We start from the raw sequence: 16884 nt of genomic DNA, 5'->3' as shown, positions 1-16884 counted from the left end.
GCCCTGGTGAAGACGGAGCACCAAAGGGTTCTTGGTGCCGTGGCCGGTGCCGTTCGCCGTCCCTTGGGAGCTCGGGATGGGGTCGGGGCTGAGCGCGCTTTTGAGTTTGGAGGGCTCCCGATCACCAGGTGGGGAGCCGGCTCCGGGATTCCACGCGGTGGACAGGGCTCTGCCCTGGCCACCGGAGTCCTCTTCCGGGCTGCGGCCTGAGGCCGTGTAACTGTTATAGCACGCGATCGTTTGGTGTTCTAGTACGGATGGGGTATTGCTTAAGCCTAGAGATCTTGCAGGCCCGAGAGACGAAGCCCGCACGCTGCACATACATGCGTCCTAGTACACTGATCACGTTCACCACGAAGGAGTCCCACGTGTCCCCTCAGGTCCAGCGCACCGACCCGCCCTACATGCAGGTCGTGAAGCACATCAAGGCAGACATCGAGTCCGGTGCGATCCAGGACGGGCAGAAGATCGATTCCGTCCGAGCGATCGCCGCGAAGTGGAAGATCTCGCTCGCGACCGCGACCAAGGTCGTCGGGGTGCTCAAGGCTGAGGGCCTGGTGCGCAGCGAGCCGGGCAAGGGCAGCATCGTCACGCGCGACCAGGCGGCGGCCAGCGCGAAGGACCGCGTTGTTCGGAGCTTGGGCGGCCAGATCTATGCGGCGAACGAGCGCGCCGAGATTCGCGCGGCTGAGCTTGTACCCGCACCCGAAGAGGTCGCGGACGCGCTGGGTATTCCAGCCGGTACCAACGTGATCCGGCGCCAGCGGGTCACACTCCGGGATGACGTGCCCTCCTCTGCGAGCACGTCCTGGTACAGCGGGGAACTCGCCGAGTCGGCCCCCCTGCTACTCGAATCGGAGCGGCTTCGCCAGGGCACCCCGAAGTACGTGGAAGAGCGGACGGGGCTCGTGCCCGCCGCTGGCAAGGACCAGCTCCGCGCCGACATCGCTTCAGAAGAGGACTCCGCAGCGCTCGGCATCCCTCTGGGCTCCCCTGTCCTGCGCAAGCAGAACTGGGTGCTCAGCGCTGAGGGCGACGTGATCGAGTTCGGCCAGTCCGTCTCCGTGGCCCGCCGCTGGGCCACCTACAACTACGAGATCTCCAGGTAGGAACACATGGAACTGCTGCACTCGGGCAAGGTGCGCGACGTCTACGCCGACGGTGACGACCTCATCCTGGTGGCCTCGGACCGCGTGAGCGTCTACGACGTCGTGCTGCCTACACCCATCCCCGACAAGGGCAAGATCCTCACCCAGCTCTCTCTGTGGTGGTTCGAGCAGCTCGCCGACGTCGTGCCCAACCACATCATCTCCGCCACTGACGTGCCCGAAGAGTGGGCGGGCCGGGCCGTGCGTTGCCAGAAGCTCACCATGCTCCCCGTGGAGTGGATCGCCCGCGGCTACCTCGCAGGCCTAGGGCTCAAGGAGTACGAGAAGCAGGGCACCGTCTCCGGCATCAAGCTCCCCGAGGGACTGGTGGAAGCGTCCAAGCTCCCCGAACCGATCTTCACCCCCACAACCAAGGCGACCGAGGGCCACGACGAGTTCATCACCTTCGCGGACGTCGTCGAGGAGATCGGTCAGGAGACCGCTGACCGCCTGCGCACGTTGACCCTGGACGTGTACAAGCGGGGCGCCGAGATCGCCGCTGAGCGCGGCATCATCATCGCTGACACCAAGCTGGAGTTCGGCCGTGCGGAGGACGGTACGCTCGTGCTCGCGGACGAGGTACTGACCTCGGACTCCTCGCGCTTCTGGCCCGCCGACGACTGGCAGCCGGGCAGGCCCCAGCACTCGTTCGACAAGCAGTTCGTCCGGGACTGGTCCAGCACCATCACCGACTGGGACCGCACCCCGCCCGGCCCCGAGATCCCCGACGAGATCGTGGAAGCGACCCGGGCCCGGTACATCGAGGTCTACGAGCGGATCACCGGCAAACGCTGGGAGGCGTAAGCATGTATCAGAGCTACGACCGCAACAAACTCGTGCGGCAGGTGCGGGAACTCCTGGAGAGTGAAGGGCTCGAACCGCTCGCTCAGGACGACCCGAAGCCGGAGCATGCCGCGATGCTGCTCCTGCGCTCCTTCGGAATCGAGCCCGTGGTTGACCACGTGGAAACCCTCAAAGCCTCCATGGACCATGCTTGGGAGGACAGCGACGAGGCTCGCGCTAGGCGACCCTGATCGCAGACTTCACAGCCTTCGAGAGAGGAAGCCCGGGCCATCGGCCCGGGCTTCCTTGTCGTTCAGGCACTCTCCCGGAGTGCGTCGCTTTTCAGGGAGAGGTGCGAACGGTCAGTTTCTTGAAGTGTCACGAGGCGTACTGGCGCCCTTGCGTGACGGGTAGCGCCACAAGATCTCCAGTACCCGTAGGGCGGCCTGGCGCCGACCCGGGTCACCCGTAGTCAAGATCACGCACACCGTCAGCGCCACGAGCATGCCCCACAGTCCCACCAAGACAACGACAGTTGGCGCAATGACCGGATTGGTTGCTTCGCTCAGCATTGTCAGAATCTGGGCAGCCGACACGAGTCCTCCTTCGAGGAATTCGTGTCGAGTGCCTCAAGTTCGACGCTGGCGAGCGGCCCCGCCTCAGGCGATTATGATGTCGCGTTCATCTTACCCGGCTGGATCTGAGAGTTTGGTGGGAATCCGCTTTCTGCGACCCGTGGCGCGGTAAGACTCGGTGGCGGCTCGGCAGGCTCCGACTGAGAAGATCAGAGGGCCGTGGCCTCGCCAGCACTGCAAGACCGCGGTCTCACTGTTATCCATGGTCGGCTCGATGGTCCCGGCTAGAGTCCACCCGATGCGTCGGCTGGTTGGGTCGCCGAGAGGGTTCCCACCGGATGGGATCCATGCTGAGACTCTCACTCCCTCGGGAGCGTCGAACAGTCGCGCCATACAGTTGTTGCAGATCGGGCAGATGATCTCTCCGATATCGCGCCCTTCCTCTCCTGATCGGGGATCACCATCGTAGTGTGGGCCCAATTGAACGTCCCAAAACGCCATTTGGGTCTCCTGTTCCGGGGATGGTTAAAAGTCGCTGGAGGTTGTGGACTGTTCGAGTCCGATGCGGCATCGCCCGAGAGGGGTGTTCGAGAGGTTGCTGCGGCCAATGTGCGTCCAAGTTTCGCCACGGCGACGGCTACGGGGATGTTAGCGCAGTTCAGGGTGGGGTCAGCTGAGGTTGGTGAGACCGCCTGAAAAGCGGACGATCGCTGGTGGCCTTTGCTTGCACAAGGGGGGTAGGCCCGTTGCCTGGTTCGGCGTCGGATAGGACTCGGTTCCATCCCCGCGTGCGTGGGGAGCAGCCGACATTCTCAGACCGGAGCCCGGGGACCGTGGGGTCATCCCCGCGTGCGCGGGGAGCCGGACCCTGACGACGCGGACATCCCCGAAGTGACGGGATCATTCCCGCGTGCGCGGGGAGCAGCCCTGGTCGGTGTTGACCAGCCGATCGGACAGGGGGTCATCCCCGCGTGCGCGGGGAGCAGTGCTGTGCGGGAGGCCGAGTACCGGCCGGAGCGGGGTCATCCCCGCGTGCGCGGGGAGCAGCCTTCGTTGGTCACCCCTTCCCCGATCGACTCGGGGTCATCCCCGCGTGCGCGGGGAGCAGGACACCCCCGACCACCCCGAGCACGAGCAGGCGGGGTCATCCCCGCGTGCGCGGGGAGTCAGGACACCACCCGCCCCTACGGCGACGGCACGGTGGGGTCATCCCCGCGTGCGCGGGGAGCAGCCGTCCGGTTCCCACGCGGCGCTGAACTCCTCGGGGTCATCCCCGCGTGCGCGGGGAGCAGGGAGATCACCTGGTACCACGCCCCGTGGCTGAGGGGTCATCCCCGCGTGCGCGGGGAGCAGGCCCTGGTCATGACCATCGAGACCCTGGCCCGGGGGGTCATCCCCGCGTGCGCGGGGAGCAGTCGGTGTCGCCGCCGACGGCCTCGGCCCAGCCGGGGTCATCCCCGCGTGCGCGGGGAGCAGTCGCCGCGGTTTGCAGTGAGCAGCCCACGGACGGGGTCATCCCCGCGTGCGCGGGGAGCAGGCGGTGATGTTCCCGGCCTCGTCCCACTCCCCGGGGTCATCCCCGCGTGCGCGGGGAGCAGCCGGTCGTCTGGTTCGGCGCCGGGTAGGTCGTGGGGTCATCCCCGCGTGCGCGGGGAGCAGTGAGCCATGGCGAGCGTGCGCATCAATCAGGCGGGGTCATCCCCGCGTGCGCGGGGAGCAGCACGCACTATGGGCCTTGGTGTGCAGGCCCAGGGGGTCATCCCCGCGTGCGCGGGGAGCAGTGGTTGTCGATCTCCGCCCGGTCCGCGCCCGGGGGGTCATCCCCGCGTGCGCGGGGAGCAGGCGGCAACCACCGCCGCCGCTGGCACCGGGCGGGGGTCATCCCCGCGTGCGCGGGGAGCAGCGGGCAACGTTCGGACTCGGTGATGCCCATCAGGGGTCATCCCCGCGTGCGCGGGGAGCAGATGATGCCGACCGGGTGCCACTTCATGAACAGGGGGTCATCCCCGCGTGCGCGGGGAGCAGTGCCCGGGGCCTGGCCACGAGCCCAAACCAGAGGGGTCATCCCCGCGTGCGCGGGGAGCAGTCGGGGGTCCTCCCAGATGCCGGACAACAGGGGGGGTCATCCCCGCGTGCGCGGGGAGCAGCGGCTGACCTCCACCAAGCCGAGCAGCGGCAAGGGGTCATCCCCGCGTGCGCGGGGAGCAGCTTCTGCCAGGGGGGCATGGTCGTTTCCTTCGGGGGTCATCCCCGCGTGCGCGGGGAGCAGGAATACAGGTGGGGGCGCCTCGTCTCCGTGACGGGGTCATCCCCGCGTGCGCGGGGAGCAGTTGCGCTCCGACCACAACACCATCTGCGCCGAGGGGTCATCCCCGCGTGCGCGGGGAGCAGTCTTGCTGACCTGGTGTTCTTTCAGCGGTTAGGCGTCATTTCTGCAAGTTGTTGAGAAACGGACATTTCACCCCTGCCTGGTTCTGGCGGCCTTGATACTTCTTACCGCACATCCTCCACGGCGGCTACAGGTTCCGTGTGCGGGCTGAGCATGCGCTCACGGGGCCTTGGCGCCGCCTGTGATGTGGAGGCTATGCGGAGCCTGCGGAGGCTAGGCGGAGGCTGAGAACGGACATCAGCCTCCGTACTGTTTCCCCAGTTCGACGCATGCGACCGTCGGTTGGCGGAGGCTGCGGAGGCTGTGTCTTCCTACTCTCTAAGGAGGTGGAGTAAGCAGGCGTCCCCCCACTGGCTAGCCATGTGGTTCGCGATCGCTCCGCGGGTTCGAGTCCTGCCCGGCCTACCCCTCCCCAACGCACAAAAAGCGCCGCCGACCTGCGGATACAGGCCAGCGGCGCTTTTCTCGTTATCCGGCCGGATGCGGGTGGCTACGGCTTCGTCCGGGTGGCTGCGGTGAATACACGTTGAAGTTTTCCGGGCTCAGAACCCGGCGAAACCACCCTCCATGCGCCTGCGGGATTCGTCCTCGCTGCCGTCCAGGATTCGGGCATAAATCCTCAGAAGGACATCGAGTCCGTGACCCGCCCATTCCGCCACCTGCCGGTGAGGGGTCCCGCTGTTGAGCCAGGCGGACACGCAGGCACTGCGAAGGTCGTAGGGTCGCTCGCCCAGAGGACTCGCGAACTCTTGCGGAGTCAGCGCCCTGAAGTTGCTTCGGTTCGGTGGACACCTGTGAGCTGGTGTTTTACGCAGCCTGCGGCAGCTCAGCAAACGTGTCCTGAGTGGCTCTGATATGGCGACGTTCATACTCGGCAGGGCTGATCTGGCCGTTCGCTGAATGCCTGCGCCAGGGGTTGTAGAACCCCTCGATGTAGGAGAACACCTCTCGTTCGGCGTCCGCGCGGGTGGAAAAGCGGGTGCGGTCGATCAGTTCGGTCTCCAAGGACGCGAAGAAGCTCTCGGTGACGGCGTTGTCGTAGCACGAGCCTGTCCGCCCGGTCGAGGGGCTGATCCCCGCTTCCTCGCACCGCCGGCCGAACGTCAGACTCGTGTACTGGGATACCTTGTCGGAGTGATGAACCAACCCCGGGCCGGGGCGGCGAGCCGACACCGCCATGGCCAGCGCGTCACACACCAGTTCAGCGCGCATGTGAGGGGCCATCGCCCGGCCCACGATCCTGCGGGAGAACAGGTCCATCACCACCGCGAGGTAGAGCCATCCTTGGTCGGTGGGCACGTAGGTGATGTCGGCCGTCCACGTCTGGTTCTGGGCATGGGTGGTGAAGTCGCGGCCCACCAGGTCCGGTGGGGCGGTGGCCATCCGGTCCTGGGCAGTGAGGCTCTTGCGTTCGGTACGGCGGTGCACCCCGACCAGCCCCTGGGCGCGCATGAGTCGGGTGATGCGGTTGCGTCCCACACGCAGCCCGTCGAGCTCGGCCAGGTCGGTCTGGATCCTGGGAGCTCCGTAGGTGCCGCGGGATTGCTGGTGGTGGTGACTGATCCTCTCGGTCAGTTCGGCGTTGGAACGCTCGCGAGGTCCAGGACCGGTCTGGGAGCGGTGAACGTGTTGGTAGTAGTCCTGTCGCGACACACCCAGCAGCCGGGACATCAGGGAGACGGAATGGTGTGCCTTTTCTTCGTCGATCAGCTGGTAGATCACCTGCTAGTCTCCTCAGGCGAAGAAAGCCGTGGCCTTGCGCAGGATCTCGCGCTCCTCGCGCAGTTGGGTGTTATCACGGCGAAGACGGGCCAGTTCGGCCTTGTCGTCGCTGGTGGAGCCTTCTGCCTGACCGGAGTCGATCTTGGCCTGCCTGATCCAGTTCCGGATGGTCTGGCTCGAGGGCTCGAACTCGGCGGCGAGGTCTTCAGGGGTGCGTCCGGATCGGGCCAGAGCGATGATCTGCTCGCGGCACTCCGGCGGGTACGCGGGGCGGGCCTTGGGCACCGCAATCTCCTCGTTCAATGACAAACTACCCGAAATCGGGCATCTGTCCATCGAACCGAAGCAACATCAAAGGCCGCGGGCAGTTCGCCCAGAGTCAAGAAGGCCTGGTAGGCGATGCCTCCGGGCGTCTCCACCTGCAGCCACCGGCGGCGCAGCGACACCCGCGCCCCGTCCTCAGGTGTGCCTCCCTCCACCAAGCGCACTTCCCCCCAGGCCAGCCAGGGACGGCCCTCGCAACCGGCCCTTCCACAGGCGTGAGGCGTTCAGATGGCGGTCGGAGTGGACCGTGTCGGCGAGCAAGGGTTCGGCCAGGCCCCGGCGGATGGAGTGGGCCAATACCCAGAGGATCTCCGCAGGAGTAGCGGGGCGAATGACGGGCCGGCCACTCATCTGACGGCTGAGCCGGTCGGCTTTGGTCAGGAAGGACTGGACCTGTGAGGCCGACGGAGTCTGAGGGTTGAGTCCGAGCAAGGTAGACAGAGTTGAAGCGGCGGCGATGGCCAGGGAGCGCAGCTCCAGGGCGGGCCGGTCCGCGGGCAAGGGAAGGGCCAGCCAATGGGTGCGCTCGGTCAGGTTCACCTCATCGAGCCAGTCCAGGGTGGCCTCGGCGACCTCGGCCCACTCGGGGTGCTCGTCCAGGTCCACCCCCTCTACCATCGCCTGGGCCACGTCGGCCGCTGCCGTTTGTGCGCACAGGGACAGCAACATCGGTTCACCGGTCAGGCGTTTGAGCAGGCTGGTGGTCTGGGCGTGGAGTTCGGCACGGGCGCGCGGGCTGGCGTGGATGTAGGGGCTCGGGGTCACCCGCCACAGCGCCCACACCTGACCAGTGGTGGTCCAGGCGAGGTTGCCGATGATGTGCTGGATAGGGATCTGCATCAACGCTCCTCATCCGGTGGCGGGGTAGGGGCGGTGAGTAGGTCGCGCAGGGTCGTGGCACGTGGGCTGGGAGCCCACGCAGGGGTGGTGTCGCCTACGTCGCCTTCAGGGCCGGTCTCCGCGGTGTGCGCGTCATCGGGGGTTGTGGGTCGGATGGTGATCACTCCTGTCAGCCGGGTGGGGACGGGGCTGGGGATGGGGCGGCCGTTCGGGGTGCCGCGCCGGGCGGCGGTGCACAGGGCCAGGTAGCCGACCAGGGCGCGGATCGGGGTGCGGCCTTCGATCTGGGCGTGGCGCACCGCCCAGGTAGCGGCGAAGGGCAGAGCCAGCGGGACCAGTGCGAAGGGCCCCAGCCGTGTCTATACCGGCGCGGTCTGGATGAGCAACCAAAGGGAGAAGACCAGGACTCCGAGTTGGGTGGCGCTGAACGGCCCCAAGGGCAGGGTCCACCCCTGGATGCGGCCGATGACCCAGGGGTGGCGTCGGGCCCGGGTGTAGGAGCGCCCCACCAGCGTGTGCTGATCGGGCGCCCCCTCGGATTGGCTCACGCCGTGGTGTGTTCGGCCGTGGTGGGAGCGGAGGCTTCGACCTCGCCCTCGAACATACTTGCGATGCCATCGACGTTGTTGATCAGGGCGATGATGATGGCCATGCCCAGTGCAGCGATCGCGGCCTTCTTCCAGCTGCGGTACATGACATAGGCGGCGAGGACGACGAAGACCCCGATGATCCACAGGGTCGGGTTGACCAGGGCGGTGACTTCGTTCAGCTTGGTGTCGTACCAGTCCAGAACGCCTGCCTGGAGGGTGGTTTCGGGCATGGGTGACCTCCACGTGTCGGCAGAGTGGGAACCGTGTTGGGCGGGAGTGCGCTTAGGTCAGGGGCGGGACGGCGACAGCGCTGATCTCCCAGCGTTCGCTGCGTGAGGTCAGTTCCAGGGCGTAGCTCATCGGCCAGCTCTGACCTTCTGCGTCCGTGACGTGCAAGTCGGCCAAGACGGAGACGGTGTCGTCGTCTTCCGCAGGCGCGGTTGCGATGTCCTCGTCCTCGGGTGCCGGGTAGACACCATCGATCTCGACTGACGTGTGCGTCATGGTGATCGGTGGAAAGGCCGCTTCGGGTGCGAGGTAGCGGTCGAGTTCTCCTTCACCGGTCAGATAGGCCGTGGCCCATCCCTGGACCGCCTCGGTGAGTGGTGACCCGGCCAGCTGGCGCGAGGTGTACGCCAGCGCGGTTGGTTCAGTGGGCGCCCATGCTCCGACTTCGGCGGGAAGACTCAGGGCCGCCCAGGCGGTGCCGTCGCCGTGGGCTGTGAGCTGGAGGTGTCGTACCGCCGGAGTTGTGGGATCCGACCTCAGGGGGAACACCGCGACGGTGACGGCCCACTCCCCAGCAGCGGTCTGTTCGACGGCCACGGCTCTGACTCGACTGGGGGAGAGGCTCGGGTCCGGCAGGGCTTCGAGTTGGCGGTCGCTGGCGTTGGGGAACGCCAGTCGCACGGTATCGATGTCCCCTTCCAGGTAGGCGGTGATGACCCGTTCGGCCCACCCCACGACGCCGAAGGCAGAGAGGTCGGCTTCCTGGGTGGGCCTTTCCGGTTCGGTCTCCGGAGCGGCTGGTCCGCCCCACATGAGCTGGACCAACAAACCGGCAGGGCCGCACAGGATGGCGATCCAGGCGACGAGCTGGACCAAGCCGGTCCGGGTGGACCGGGGCGGACGCGGAGCGAACCACGGTTCGGACCGCGCTGGCTCCAACGCCGAGTGCTGGTTCACTCCCATTCCTGATCTCCTGCCCGGCTCAGTTCCGCCAGTCGATCGGCCAGATGAGGAGCGCCTTCTTCGCACAGGCGTTGGAAGGCCTCCACCGCATCGAAGGCCGGCCCGTCCAGGTACTCCCGCAGTTCGGCGTAGACCCGGCTGTGGAACGGGTGGGCCTGCAGCGCCTCCAACAGAGGTGACAGCTGTAGATAGGCCAGACCCACGGTGCGCTCGTCCTCGGTGAGCAGGTCCGTACCGCCCAGGATGAGCGGGTCGGTCGGGTCGTGGTCGTACATCAAAGAGCAGGCCTTCCGTCCGGGGATAGCGGTTCAACAAGGGCAAGCCCGCTTGCGGTGGGCCTTGTGACCGCATCAGTCGGCCTCGTGCCCCAGATAGCGCGCGGAAGCCGCAGCGAGGCGTCGTGCAGCGCGACTGCACCTCTGACGCATGGCCTGTGGCGTGATACCCGCCTGCCCAGCCACGGCACCGGGGTCGGCGACGCTGGTCCATGAGGGACGACCAGGGGATTCGTCGCCGTACCGCTGGGCCAGCAACGTGGCGTCCCCGGCGTTGAGCACCCCTTCGGCGACCGACCACGCCAGGAGCTGGGCCAGTTCCTCGCTGGGGTGCGCGTCGGGTTCGTCGACGGTGGTGCGCTCGGCGCCGACGCTGGCCATGGGGACCTCGTTGGCACCGACCTTGGCCAGACGCATCGCGGTTCGGTGAGCGGTCCAGGCCAGGTGCGGAGTGAGGTAGGTGTCCTTGTCCCTCGGGCAGATGCGGATGGCGTCGTACATCGCCACGACCGCAAGCTGGCTACGTTCTTCGATGTCGCGGATATAGCCGGTCATCGAGCGGGACGTGTGCACGACGCGGCCGATCATCAACTGCAGCACGATGCGTGACGCGAGTTCACCCTCGGCCCCGGTCCGGAGGGTTCTGTCGAGCAGAGCACGGAAGAGTTCGTCTGTCGCAGGGGTCACGGGACCGTCGGCCAGGGCGCGGATGTCCTCGACGCTTCGAGCGTCACGCAGCCGCAGGTCTTCGCTGGACCAGTTCTGCACGGTGTGCTGTGCGGTGAAGTCCTCCCGTACCTGTTCCCACTGCTCGTTGAGTCGGCTGATGATCGTGGTCTTGTGCTGGGTGCCGCCCATGTGATCTCCCTCGTTGAAGCGGTGTTGTGAGCACCACTTCACGGGGGCGTATTTGCCGGTCCGGGCTGCCGATCATCACGCGGAGATATCGATCATGGGGAGAGACTGCCGGAGTCTCCGGGCCCAGTTGGCGTATTCGTGCAGTTCAAAGCCCGAATGGTACTCAGGGTCGGTCAGTGTGAACTCTCCGAGCGCAGCGCTGGTGTCCGAATAGAAGGACCCAGCCAACACGCTGCACGTGAGCTAGGTGTCCGCTGCGCCCTGTGCGGCCCCGACGGGTAACTGACCTATGCGGCCATGATGTGAGCAACGAACTCGGCCTGAGCCCGGGCGCTGTTGCTGAGGAAGCGCGCGGCGGACATGTCGGCCCGCCCGGCATTACTGGAGCGCTATCCGATGCTGCTCATGGTGGATATGAGTGTTTTGTCTCTGGGCGGGGCGGGGCGGGTCCGCAGTTGGCGGTCTCGAATGACAGTTGTGGGGCGCGTCGCGGCAACTGGTAGTCGGGGGCAACGTCTGCTGCGGATCCGGTTCTTTCGTGGCTCAGGTAGGCCTCACCGATTGCCAGAAGGCGCGGGGGAGTGATTTCGGGCCGCGGCCGTTAATCGGGGTGGTGGCTTGTCGTCGTGGTGGTGTTGGATGATGGGCGTGGTTGAGTCCGAAGGTGTTTTCAGCGACACGCCGGGGTCGTGTGCGCTACCGACGGATCGCTGAAAATCTTGGTCCGAATCGATGAGTCGCATGTGGTGTGGCCAGGTGCTTTACCATCGGGTCCTCATTGCCCCTTCGAGGGGTAGCAACATCAGGTGGGCCCTCACGCGGCCACCGCCAGGACGTCCTCATTGCCCCTTCGAGGGGTAGCAACCTCATGGGTCTCTCTCGTGATGTGGCGCCTCGGCGTCCTCATTGCCCCTTCGAGGGGTAGCAACCCGGGGTGTCCGGCCACCCGATCGAGCGCATCGGGTGTCCTCATTGCCCCTTCGAGGGGTAGCAACATCCGGTTCACCAGTGCCGCGTGCGGCACTCCGGCGTCCTCATTGCCCCTTCGAGGGGTAGCAACGACGGCGTACTGGATCCGCACCCGCAACTTCCACCGCGTCCTCATTGCCCCTTCGAGGGGTAGCAACATCCGGTTCACCAGTGCCGCGTGCGGCACTCCGGCGTCCTCATTGCCCCTTCGAGGGGTAGCAACCCAACCGATTCCGCGACGCCGAGAAGCGCACCGAGGTCCTCATTGCCCCTTCGAGGGGTAGCAACACGACGGCGGACGGAGCGGAGACCTCGCCGAGGGTGCCCTCATTGACCTTACGAGGGGCGGCAACTTTGGTTGTGGCCGTGGCGGCGGGTCTGGGGGCTTCACAGCAGAACGCAGGATGATGGCGCCCGCTAAGGCTTTAGGCGACCTTGTGCCAGATTCTTTCGTTTTCATAGTTCCCCGAGCTGCTTTTTATCGAACATGTTTACGATTAACGATGCCCCTACCAGTTTTTCTTATCCGATGTGATCGAAACGCGCTCTTTGGCCTGGGTCGGCCATCGTGTTGATCCGAGACCTCTTTTGTCGGTGATGGTTCCTACCGTGATGCACCGTCACCTGATGTTGAGTAAGGAGGTCACCGGTGCGTCTTCGCGTAGCGGTCCATACCAGGGCCCCGTCCCTGCAATGGAGTGAAGTGCTGCGCCCAGGCCGCGGCCTGGTCTATGAACTGCTCTCCTTCGGGGCACCGGAGCTCGGTGCCCGGTTGCACGAACGTGGTTGGGGGGAGACGGGCATGGTCCCCTTCGGCCACAGCGCCCCCACGTTCCCGTCCACCACCCGCACACGCGGCCAATACTCCACCGGCGGGACAGGGACGGTGGAGTTTGCCAGCCCGGTCCCGGAGCTCATCGAGGGCCTGGCCAAGGGCCTGGCCCGAGAGCACGTGTTGGATTGGGGCGGCACCGCACTACGGGTCCAGGGAGTCGATGTCCTCACCCCACCGGACTTCGCCTCCGGTAAGGCAGTGATGCGGACCTCCACCCCGGTGGTGATGAAGGGATCCGGGCACAACGAGCACGGCGAACGCACCACCCGCCAGGCCTGGGTGCTGCCGACAGAGCCCGAGTTCCCTGCCTACTTCGAAGGGAACCTGCGCCGCAAGGCGCAAACGATCGGTGTCGATCCCGAGGTATCGGTGCAAGCCATCACCTGGGTGGGCCCCAAACGCAGTTTCGCCGTCAGCCAGGGGCGCAAACCCGGTGCGGCAATCGAAGCGGAGATCCACGGTGCCCCCGAGACGCTGCGGTGCATCTGGAGTTGGGGGTTGGGACAGGCCAACTCGGCCGGTTTCGGGTGGGTGATCGCATGAGCACCACGGTCACCGGGCTCAGGGTGCAGCTGACCGCGCACCCCTTTCAGCGGATCGGCGCCTTCGCCCTGTCCAGCCTCGTGCATCGGACCCGAAAGAGCCTGAAGCAGCTCACTCACCCGGTGGAGTTGACCGAAGAGGATCTGCGGGCCGCGAACGCGAACATGACCCAAGACCTGGCGCTGACCATCGAAGTCACGGACAGCAAAGGTCCTCACGGGTTCTGGCTCGGTGCCAGCTACTTGTTCTGGCCCAACTGCCCGATCAACACCACCAACCGCAAATCCCTCCTGGGGCAAGGGCTCGAAGACAACCTGACTGCTTGGCGGCACCTGCCCGATACCGACACGGTGGTGGATGCCCGGTGTGTGCTGTGTGATCAGTCGGCATGCGGGTTCTACGGCAAGGTCGACGTCCCGCTGATGGAGAGCTCTTCCTACCGGAACACCACCATCCCCACGCATGAGGGGATGGCCCTGTGCCGCGGATGCCTGCTCAGCTTCTACGCCCTGCCCTACGGATGCTCCATCTGGGGTGGGCGCGCCACCGCCCTGCACACCTGGGACGACGACCTGCTGTGGGCGCTGACCAAGTTCCAGGTCGACCAGACCCGCCCCCACGCCCTCACCGGCGCACCCGCCGGAACCCGCCCCTCTTACGCTCGCCAACTCTTGGCGCTGGGCAGAGTGCTCGGATACGAAGAGCGCGTCACCGACGGCGTGGAGCTGATGGTGTTCACCAACAGCAACAAGGAGCAGGACCTGGCCGTGCACGCCATGGACCAGCCCGCCACCGAGTGGATCAGCGACCTGCCCAAACCGTCCCTTCACTGGTTGGGACGCGCCCACCGGTGGGAAAAGGTCCCCGGCCGCTCCATGCTCGCCCGCAACCTGTTTGACCTCCCCGAGAGGGTCATCCCCACCGTCTCTCACTTCCTACGCGAACGCGCCCTGGGCACGGGCGGTATCTGCGCCCAGACCCCTCTGCTGTCCGCCACCTGTTCCGACTACGCCACGAAGGTGCTCCAGGTGTCTTCCACCGACATGGACCAGATCGACCAACTCGCCGCACGCATCGCCGCTGTCCTCAACACCGACGACGACAAGGAACTGAAGAAGTTCCTCCAGGCACGCAAGAAGCTCACGACCCTGCGTGCCTGGTTGCAGCGCCAGTCCGTCGACCGGACCCTGCGCACCCAGGAAGCGGCCCCCTTCATCACCCAGCGCCAGTGGCGGCTGCTCTTCGACGCCGAGGACCGGGTCTTCCTCCACCGGGACCTGTTGTTCATCGGGGTCCTCAACCACCTGCACGAACTCAAACCCTCCTGGCGCGGACACGACCACGACGACGTGAGCACCGACGACCTCATCACCGAAACCGACCTGGAAGCGGAGAACGACGCATGACCTACCTCGTGGGCAAGCTCGCCCTGGACATCACCGCCGGCGCCCCCAACAACGGTCGTGGCGAGGACAACATGTCCAAGGTCAAGTACCTGACCATCGGCCGCGGCGAACGCGTCCCCTACATCTCCGCTCAGGCGTTCCGCCGCTGGTGGCGTGACTCCCTGCCCCTGGCCGAGAAGCGCTCCCCGGTCACCCGCTCGGGCACCGGTAAGAAGCAGCAGGCCTACACCGACGGGCGCCCGGACCTGTACCTGGACGATGACCTGTTCGGCTACATGGTCGCCACCAAACAGGGCAACTACCAGCGCGACACCGTCCTGGCCACCGGCACCCTGGTGGCGCTGCCCGCCAAACGCATCGTGGCCGACTTCGGCACCATGAGCCGCGGCTTCCCGGCCGACGCCGACCCGGTCATCCACGAACACGAGCACTACACCGCCGAGATGGCCGCCGACATGTTGGTGGACCTGCCACGGGTGGGCACCTTCGAACAGGACGGCGGGGGCCTGCGCAAAGCCCTCTCCCCGGCCTCGGCCGAAGCCGCGGTCAAGGCCGGTGCCGGTGACTGCGAGCTGCGCGGGGTCGCCTCCCTACAGTTGCCGCTGCAGGAACGGCGCCGTCGAGCCGCCGTCTTGCTGCGTACCTTGGCCCAGGTGCAAGGTGGGGCGAGCCGGGCCCTGCACTACGGCGACCGTGCCCCATCCTTCGTGCTGCTGGCCCCGCTCAAGGGCGGAAACAACCCCTTCACACGTGTGCTGGCCGCCGGGCCGCAAGGGGCCTTCTTCGACACGGCCGTCTTCGCTGAAGAGCTGCGGGCCTGGTCCGATGAGTTGGACGGGCCCGTCCACATCGGTTGGGCGCCCGGGTTCCTCGGCGCCCAACGCGACCAGGCCCGCCTAGACCTGGACGAGGAGATCACCGCTGGTCGAGTGGTGATCGACCACCCGCGCACCGTTCTGGGAACGCTGGCCAAGGAAATCGAGGCCGGGCAGCACGATGCCTGGTTCGAGGACACGACCGTATGACCAGCGCGCTGCAGATCACCATCGATGCCCCGGTGGCCTCATTCCGCAACCCCCTGTACTCGGGGGTGCAGGTCACCCTGCCCTGCCCACCGCCGTCTACCGTCGCTGGCCTACTGGCCGCCGCAGTGGGCGGTTGGGAGCGCATGCCCCCCGACACCCGCTTCGCCATGGCCTTCACCGCCCAAGGCCAAGGGGTGGACCTGGAAACCTTTCACCCCCTGGCCACGGCGGGCAAGAAACCGACCCCCGCCCCCAAGGACCACGAGTTCCTCGCCCACACCACCCTCACCCTGTGGGTGTTCGAACATCTGGACCTGTGGGAGCGGGCCCTGCGCCGCCCGGTGTGGCCGCTGCGCCTGGGCCGCAGCCAGGACCTGGCCTCGGCACGCACCGGCCGCATCACCCTGCACCCCGGGCCGGGCACCCAGGGCCACGCCCTCCTGCCGGCCGAGGCGTCCAAGTCCGGCATGCAGTTGCGGATGCCCCACACCATCAGCCCCGACCGGTCCCGCATCCAATGGGGCACCTACCGGTACGCCTCCCACGGCAGCAGTGCACACCTGGACTCCCCCTGGTGCACCAGCGAGGGCCAAGCGATCGTCCCGCTGGCCGCCGTTCACCCACACACAGGTCCAGGCCCACAGGTTGAGTTGGCCCACCTGTGGGCCAAAAGCCCCGACAAGAGCGTCCACCCCCCACCGCCCGGGGAAGCACTGACCACCCACCTACGCGCCACCACCCACGCCTTGGACACGCTCCACGCACGCATCGGCACCCCTACCGCGACCGACGCAAGGTTTTGGAACCGGGCCAGACTCGCCTGCCTGTTCCACGACGCCGGCAAGGTCCCGGACGGGTTCCAGACTATGGTGGGCAACCCCCCACCCGCACAACCCTGGGGCCGACGGCACGAGGTCTACTCCCTGGCCTTCGTCGAACACGTCCTGACCCACCTCCCCGAAGACGAGCGCACCTGGATCGGTCTGGGCGTGCTCACCCACCACCGCCCCCTGGCCGGGGGAGAGGGATCCATCCGCAACGAAACACGCACCCTGATCAACCCCCAGGACTTCCACGACCACTTCGCCCCCGTGGAACCCACCTCGGCCCACGCCCTGGCCACCTGGCTCGCCCGAAATGCCCAAGCCCCCACACCCCAAGAGACCACCCCCCAAGACCTGGCACACGCCGGACACCGGCTCCTGGAACGCATCCTGACCCACTGGGAACGCGGACAGAGCCCCGATGAAAGGGCCGGTCTCACAGCCGCCCTGCTCCAAGGAGCCATCACCCTGGCCGACCACGTCGCCTCCGCCCACGGCCGGCTACTCACCACCCACCCCCTGACCACCATCGACTACCCCACACAGCTGCGCTCGACGTTGAAAGCCAACGACGCCCACCCCTACCC

At 66.7% G+C, this 16884-nt stretch carries 14 protein-coding genes, 1 pseudogene and 2 CRISPR repeat arrays; of the genes and pseudogenes, 7 read left to right on the top strand and 8 right to left on the bottom strand.

Translation table 11 applies throughout. The annotated features are described in order from the left end of the window. Nucleotides 1-368: 368 nt before the first annotated feature. From DSY14_RS23750 to DSY14_RS23740, 3 genes are read left to right on the top strand one after another with little or no spacing between them, the layout of a single operon-like run. Nucleotides 369-1109 (top strand): GntR family transcriptional regulator, encoded by a 741-nt coding sequence (locus DSY14_RS23750; protein ID WP_211718839.1) that lies wholly within the window; start codon nt 369-371, stop codon nt 1107-1109. Nucleotides 1110-1115: 6 nt separating this feature from the next. After that, nucleotides 1116-1952, top strand: coding sequence for a phosphoribosylaminoimidazolesuccinocarboxamide synthase (locus DSY14_RS23745; protein ID WP_211718838.1), 837 nt, complete (start codon nt 1116-1118; stop codon nt 1950-1952). A gap of 2 nt (nt 1953-1954) precedes the next feature. Next, a complete protein-coding gene (locus DSY14_RS23740) occupies nt 1955-2182 on the top strand; it encodes a hypothetical protein (RefSeq protein WP_211718837.1) in 228 nt (75 codons plus the stop codon). A gap of 1098 nt (nt 2183-3280) precedes the next feature. Next, nucleotides 3281-4897: direct repeats of the CRISPR family, unit length 29 nt; unit sequence GGGGTCATCCCCGCGTGCGCGGGGAGCAG. 805 nt (nt 4898-5702) lie between these two features. Here DSY14_RS23740 and DSY14_RS23735 read toward each other — a convergent pair. The 8 genes and pseudogenes from DSY14_RS23735 to DSY14_RS23700 all read right to left on the bottom strand — a co-directional run bounded on the left by DSY14_RS23735 (nt 5703) and on the right by DSY14_RS23700 (nt 10695). Then, nucleotides 5703-6902: pseudogene (locus DSY14_RS23735) on the bottom strand (IS3 family transposase). Between the two features lie 174 nt (nt 6903-7076). After that, nucleotides 7077-7781, bottom strand: a complete 705-nt coding sequence (locus DSY14_RS23725; protein WP_249188358.1) for a hypothetical protein — start codon at nt 7779-7781, stop codon at nt 7077-7079. Then, nucleotides 7781-8080, bottom strand: a complete 300-nt coding sequence (locus DSY14_RS28960; RefSeq protein WP_249188357.1) for a hypothetical protein — start codon at nt 8078-8080, stop codon at nt 7781-7783. Before DSY14_RS28960 ends, DSY14_RS23725 begins: the two co-directional genes overlap by 1 nt. A gap of 60 nt (nt 8081-8140) precedes the next feature. Next, the gene (locus DSY14_RS28955) at nt 8141-8329 is read right to left on the bottom strand and encodes a conjugal transfer protein (RefSeq protein ID WP_249188356.1); all 189 of its coding nucleotides are present in this window, start codon (nt 8327-8329) and stop codon (nt 8141-8143) included. Next, a complete protein-coding gene (locus tag DSY14_RS23715) occupies nt 8326-8601 on the bottom strand; it encodes a hypothetical protein (RefSeq protein ID WP_211718834.1) in 276 nt (91 codons plus the stop codon). The genes DSY14_RS28955 and DSY14_RS23715 overlap by 4 nt, the downstream gene beginning before the upstream one ends. Before the next feature lie 52 nt (nt 8602-8653). Continuing rightward, nucleotides 8654-9475: a conjugal transfer protein gene (locus DSY14_RS23710; RefSeq protein WP_249188355.1), complete on the bottom strand. Its 822-nt coding sequence runs from the start codon at nt 9473-9475 to the stop codon at nt 8654-8656. 77 nt (nt 9476-9552) lie between these two features. Further along, entirely contained in the window at nt 9553-9837 is a 285-nt protein-coding gene (locus DSY14_RS23705; protein WP_211718833.1) for a hypothetical protein, read from the bottom strand. A 75-nt stretch (nt 9838-9912) separates the two neighbouring features. After that, the gene (locus DSY14_RS23700; protein ID WP_211718832.1) at nt 9913-10695 is read right to left on the bottom strand and encodes a hypothetical protein; all 783 of its coding nucleotides are present in this window, start codon (nt 10693-10695) and stop codon (nt 9913-9915) included. Between the two features lie 771 nt (nt 10696-11466). Beyond that, nucleotides 11467-12017: direct repeats of the CRISPR family, unit length 30 nt; unit sequence GTCCTCATTGCCCCTTCGAGGGGTAGCAAC. Nucleotides 12018-12367: 350 nt separating this feature from the next. On the opposite strand from DSY14_RS23700, the gene cas6 reads away from it, so the two are divergent. The 4 genes from cas6 to DSY14_RS23680 all read left to right on the top strand — a co-directional run. Next, nucleotides 12368-13042: a CRISPR-associated endoribonuclease Cas6 gene (gene cas6 / locus DSY14_RS23695; RefSeq protein ID WP_307851315.1), complete on the top strand. Its 675-nt coding sequence runs from the start codon at nt 12368-12370 to the stop codon at nt 13040-13042. Beyond that, nucleotides 13039-14448: a hypothetical protein gene (locus DSY14_RS23690; protein WP_211718831.1), complete on the top strand. Its 1410-nt coding sequence runs from the start codon at nt 13039-13041 to the stop codon at nt 14446-14448. The genes cas6 and DSY14_RS23690 overlap by 4 nt, the downstream gene beginning before the upstream one ends. Then, a complete protein-coding gene (gene cas7i, locus DSY14_RS23685; RefSeq protein ID WP_211718830.1) occupies nt 14445-15473 on the top strand; it encodes a type I-B CRISPR-associated protein Cas7/Cst2/DevR in 1029 nt (342 codons plus the stop codon). Before DSY14_RS23690 ends, cas7i begins: the two co-directional genes overlap by 4 nt. Then, nucleotides 15470-16884, top strand: a 1415-nt coding sequence (locus DSY14_RS23680) for a CRISPR-associated endonuclease Cas3'' (RefSeq protein WP_211718829.1), incomplete at its 3' end; no start/stop codon positions are given. The genes cas7i and DSY14_RS23680, both read left to right, overlap by 4 nt.

The sequence above is a fragment of the Nocardiopsis sp. MG754419 genome (assembly GCF_018207095.1).
In the GTDB taxonomy this organism is placed as follows: Bacteria; Actinomycetota; Actinomycetes; order Streptosporangiales; family Streptosporangiaceae; genus Nocardiopsis.
The sequence above is the reverse complement of the archived record's forward strand: the minus strand, read 5'-3'. Positions and strand labels throughout refer to the sequence as shown.

Excerpts from the sequence above, each read along its gene's own strand:
- DSY14_RS23745 (WP_211718838.1), top strand. The coding sequence starts at position 1,116 with ATGGAACTGCTGCACTCGGGCAAGGTGCGCGACGTCTACGCCGACGGT.
- DSY14_RS23740 (WP_211718837.1), top strand. The coding sequence starts at position 1,955 with ATGTATCAGAGCTACGACCGCAACAAACTCGTGCGGCAGGTGCGGGAA.
- DSY14_RS23725 (WP_249188358.1), bottom strand. The coding sequence starts at position 7,781 with ATGCAGATCCCTATCCAGCACATCATCGGCAACCTCGCCTGGACCACC.
- DSY14_RS23715 (WP_211718834.1), bottom strand. The coding sequence starts at position 8,601 with ATGCCCGAAACCACCCTCCAGGCAGGCGTTCTGGACTGGTACGACACC.
- DSY14_RS23705 (WP_211718833.1), bottom strand. The coding sequence starts at position 9,837 with ATGTACGACCACGACCCGACCGACCCGCTCATCCTGGGCGGTACGGAC.
- DSY14_RS23700 (WP_211718832.1), bottom strand. The coding sequence starts at position 10,695 with ATGGGCGGCACCCAGCACAAGACCACGATCATCAGCCGACTCAACGAG.
- DSY14_RS23690 (WP_211718831.1), top strand. The coding sequence starts at position 13,039 with ATGAGCACCACGGTCACCGGGCTCAGGGTGCAGCTGACCGCGCACCCC.
- cas7i (WP_211718830.1), top strand. The coding sequence starts at position 14,445 with ATGACCTACCTCGTGGGCAAGCTCGCCCTGGACATCACCGCCGGCGCC.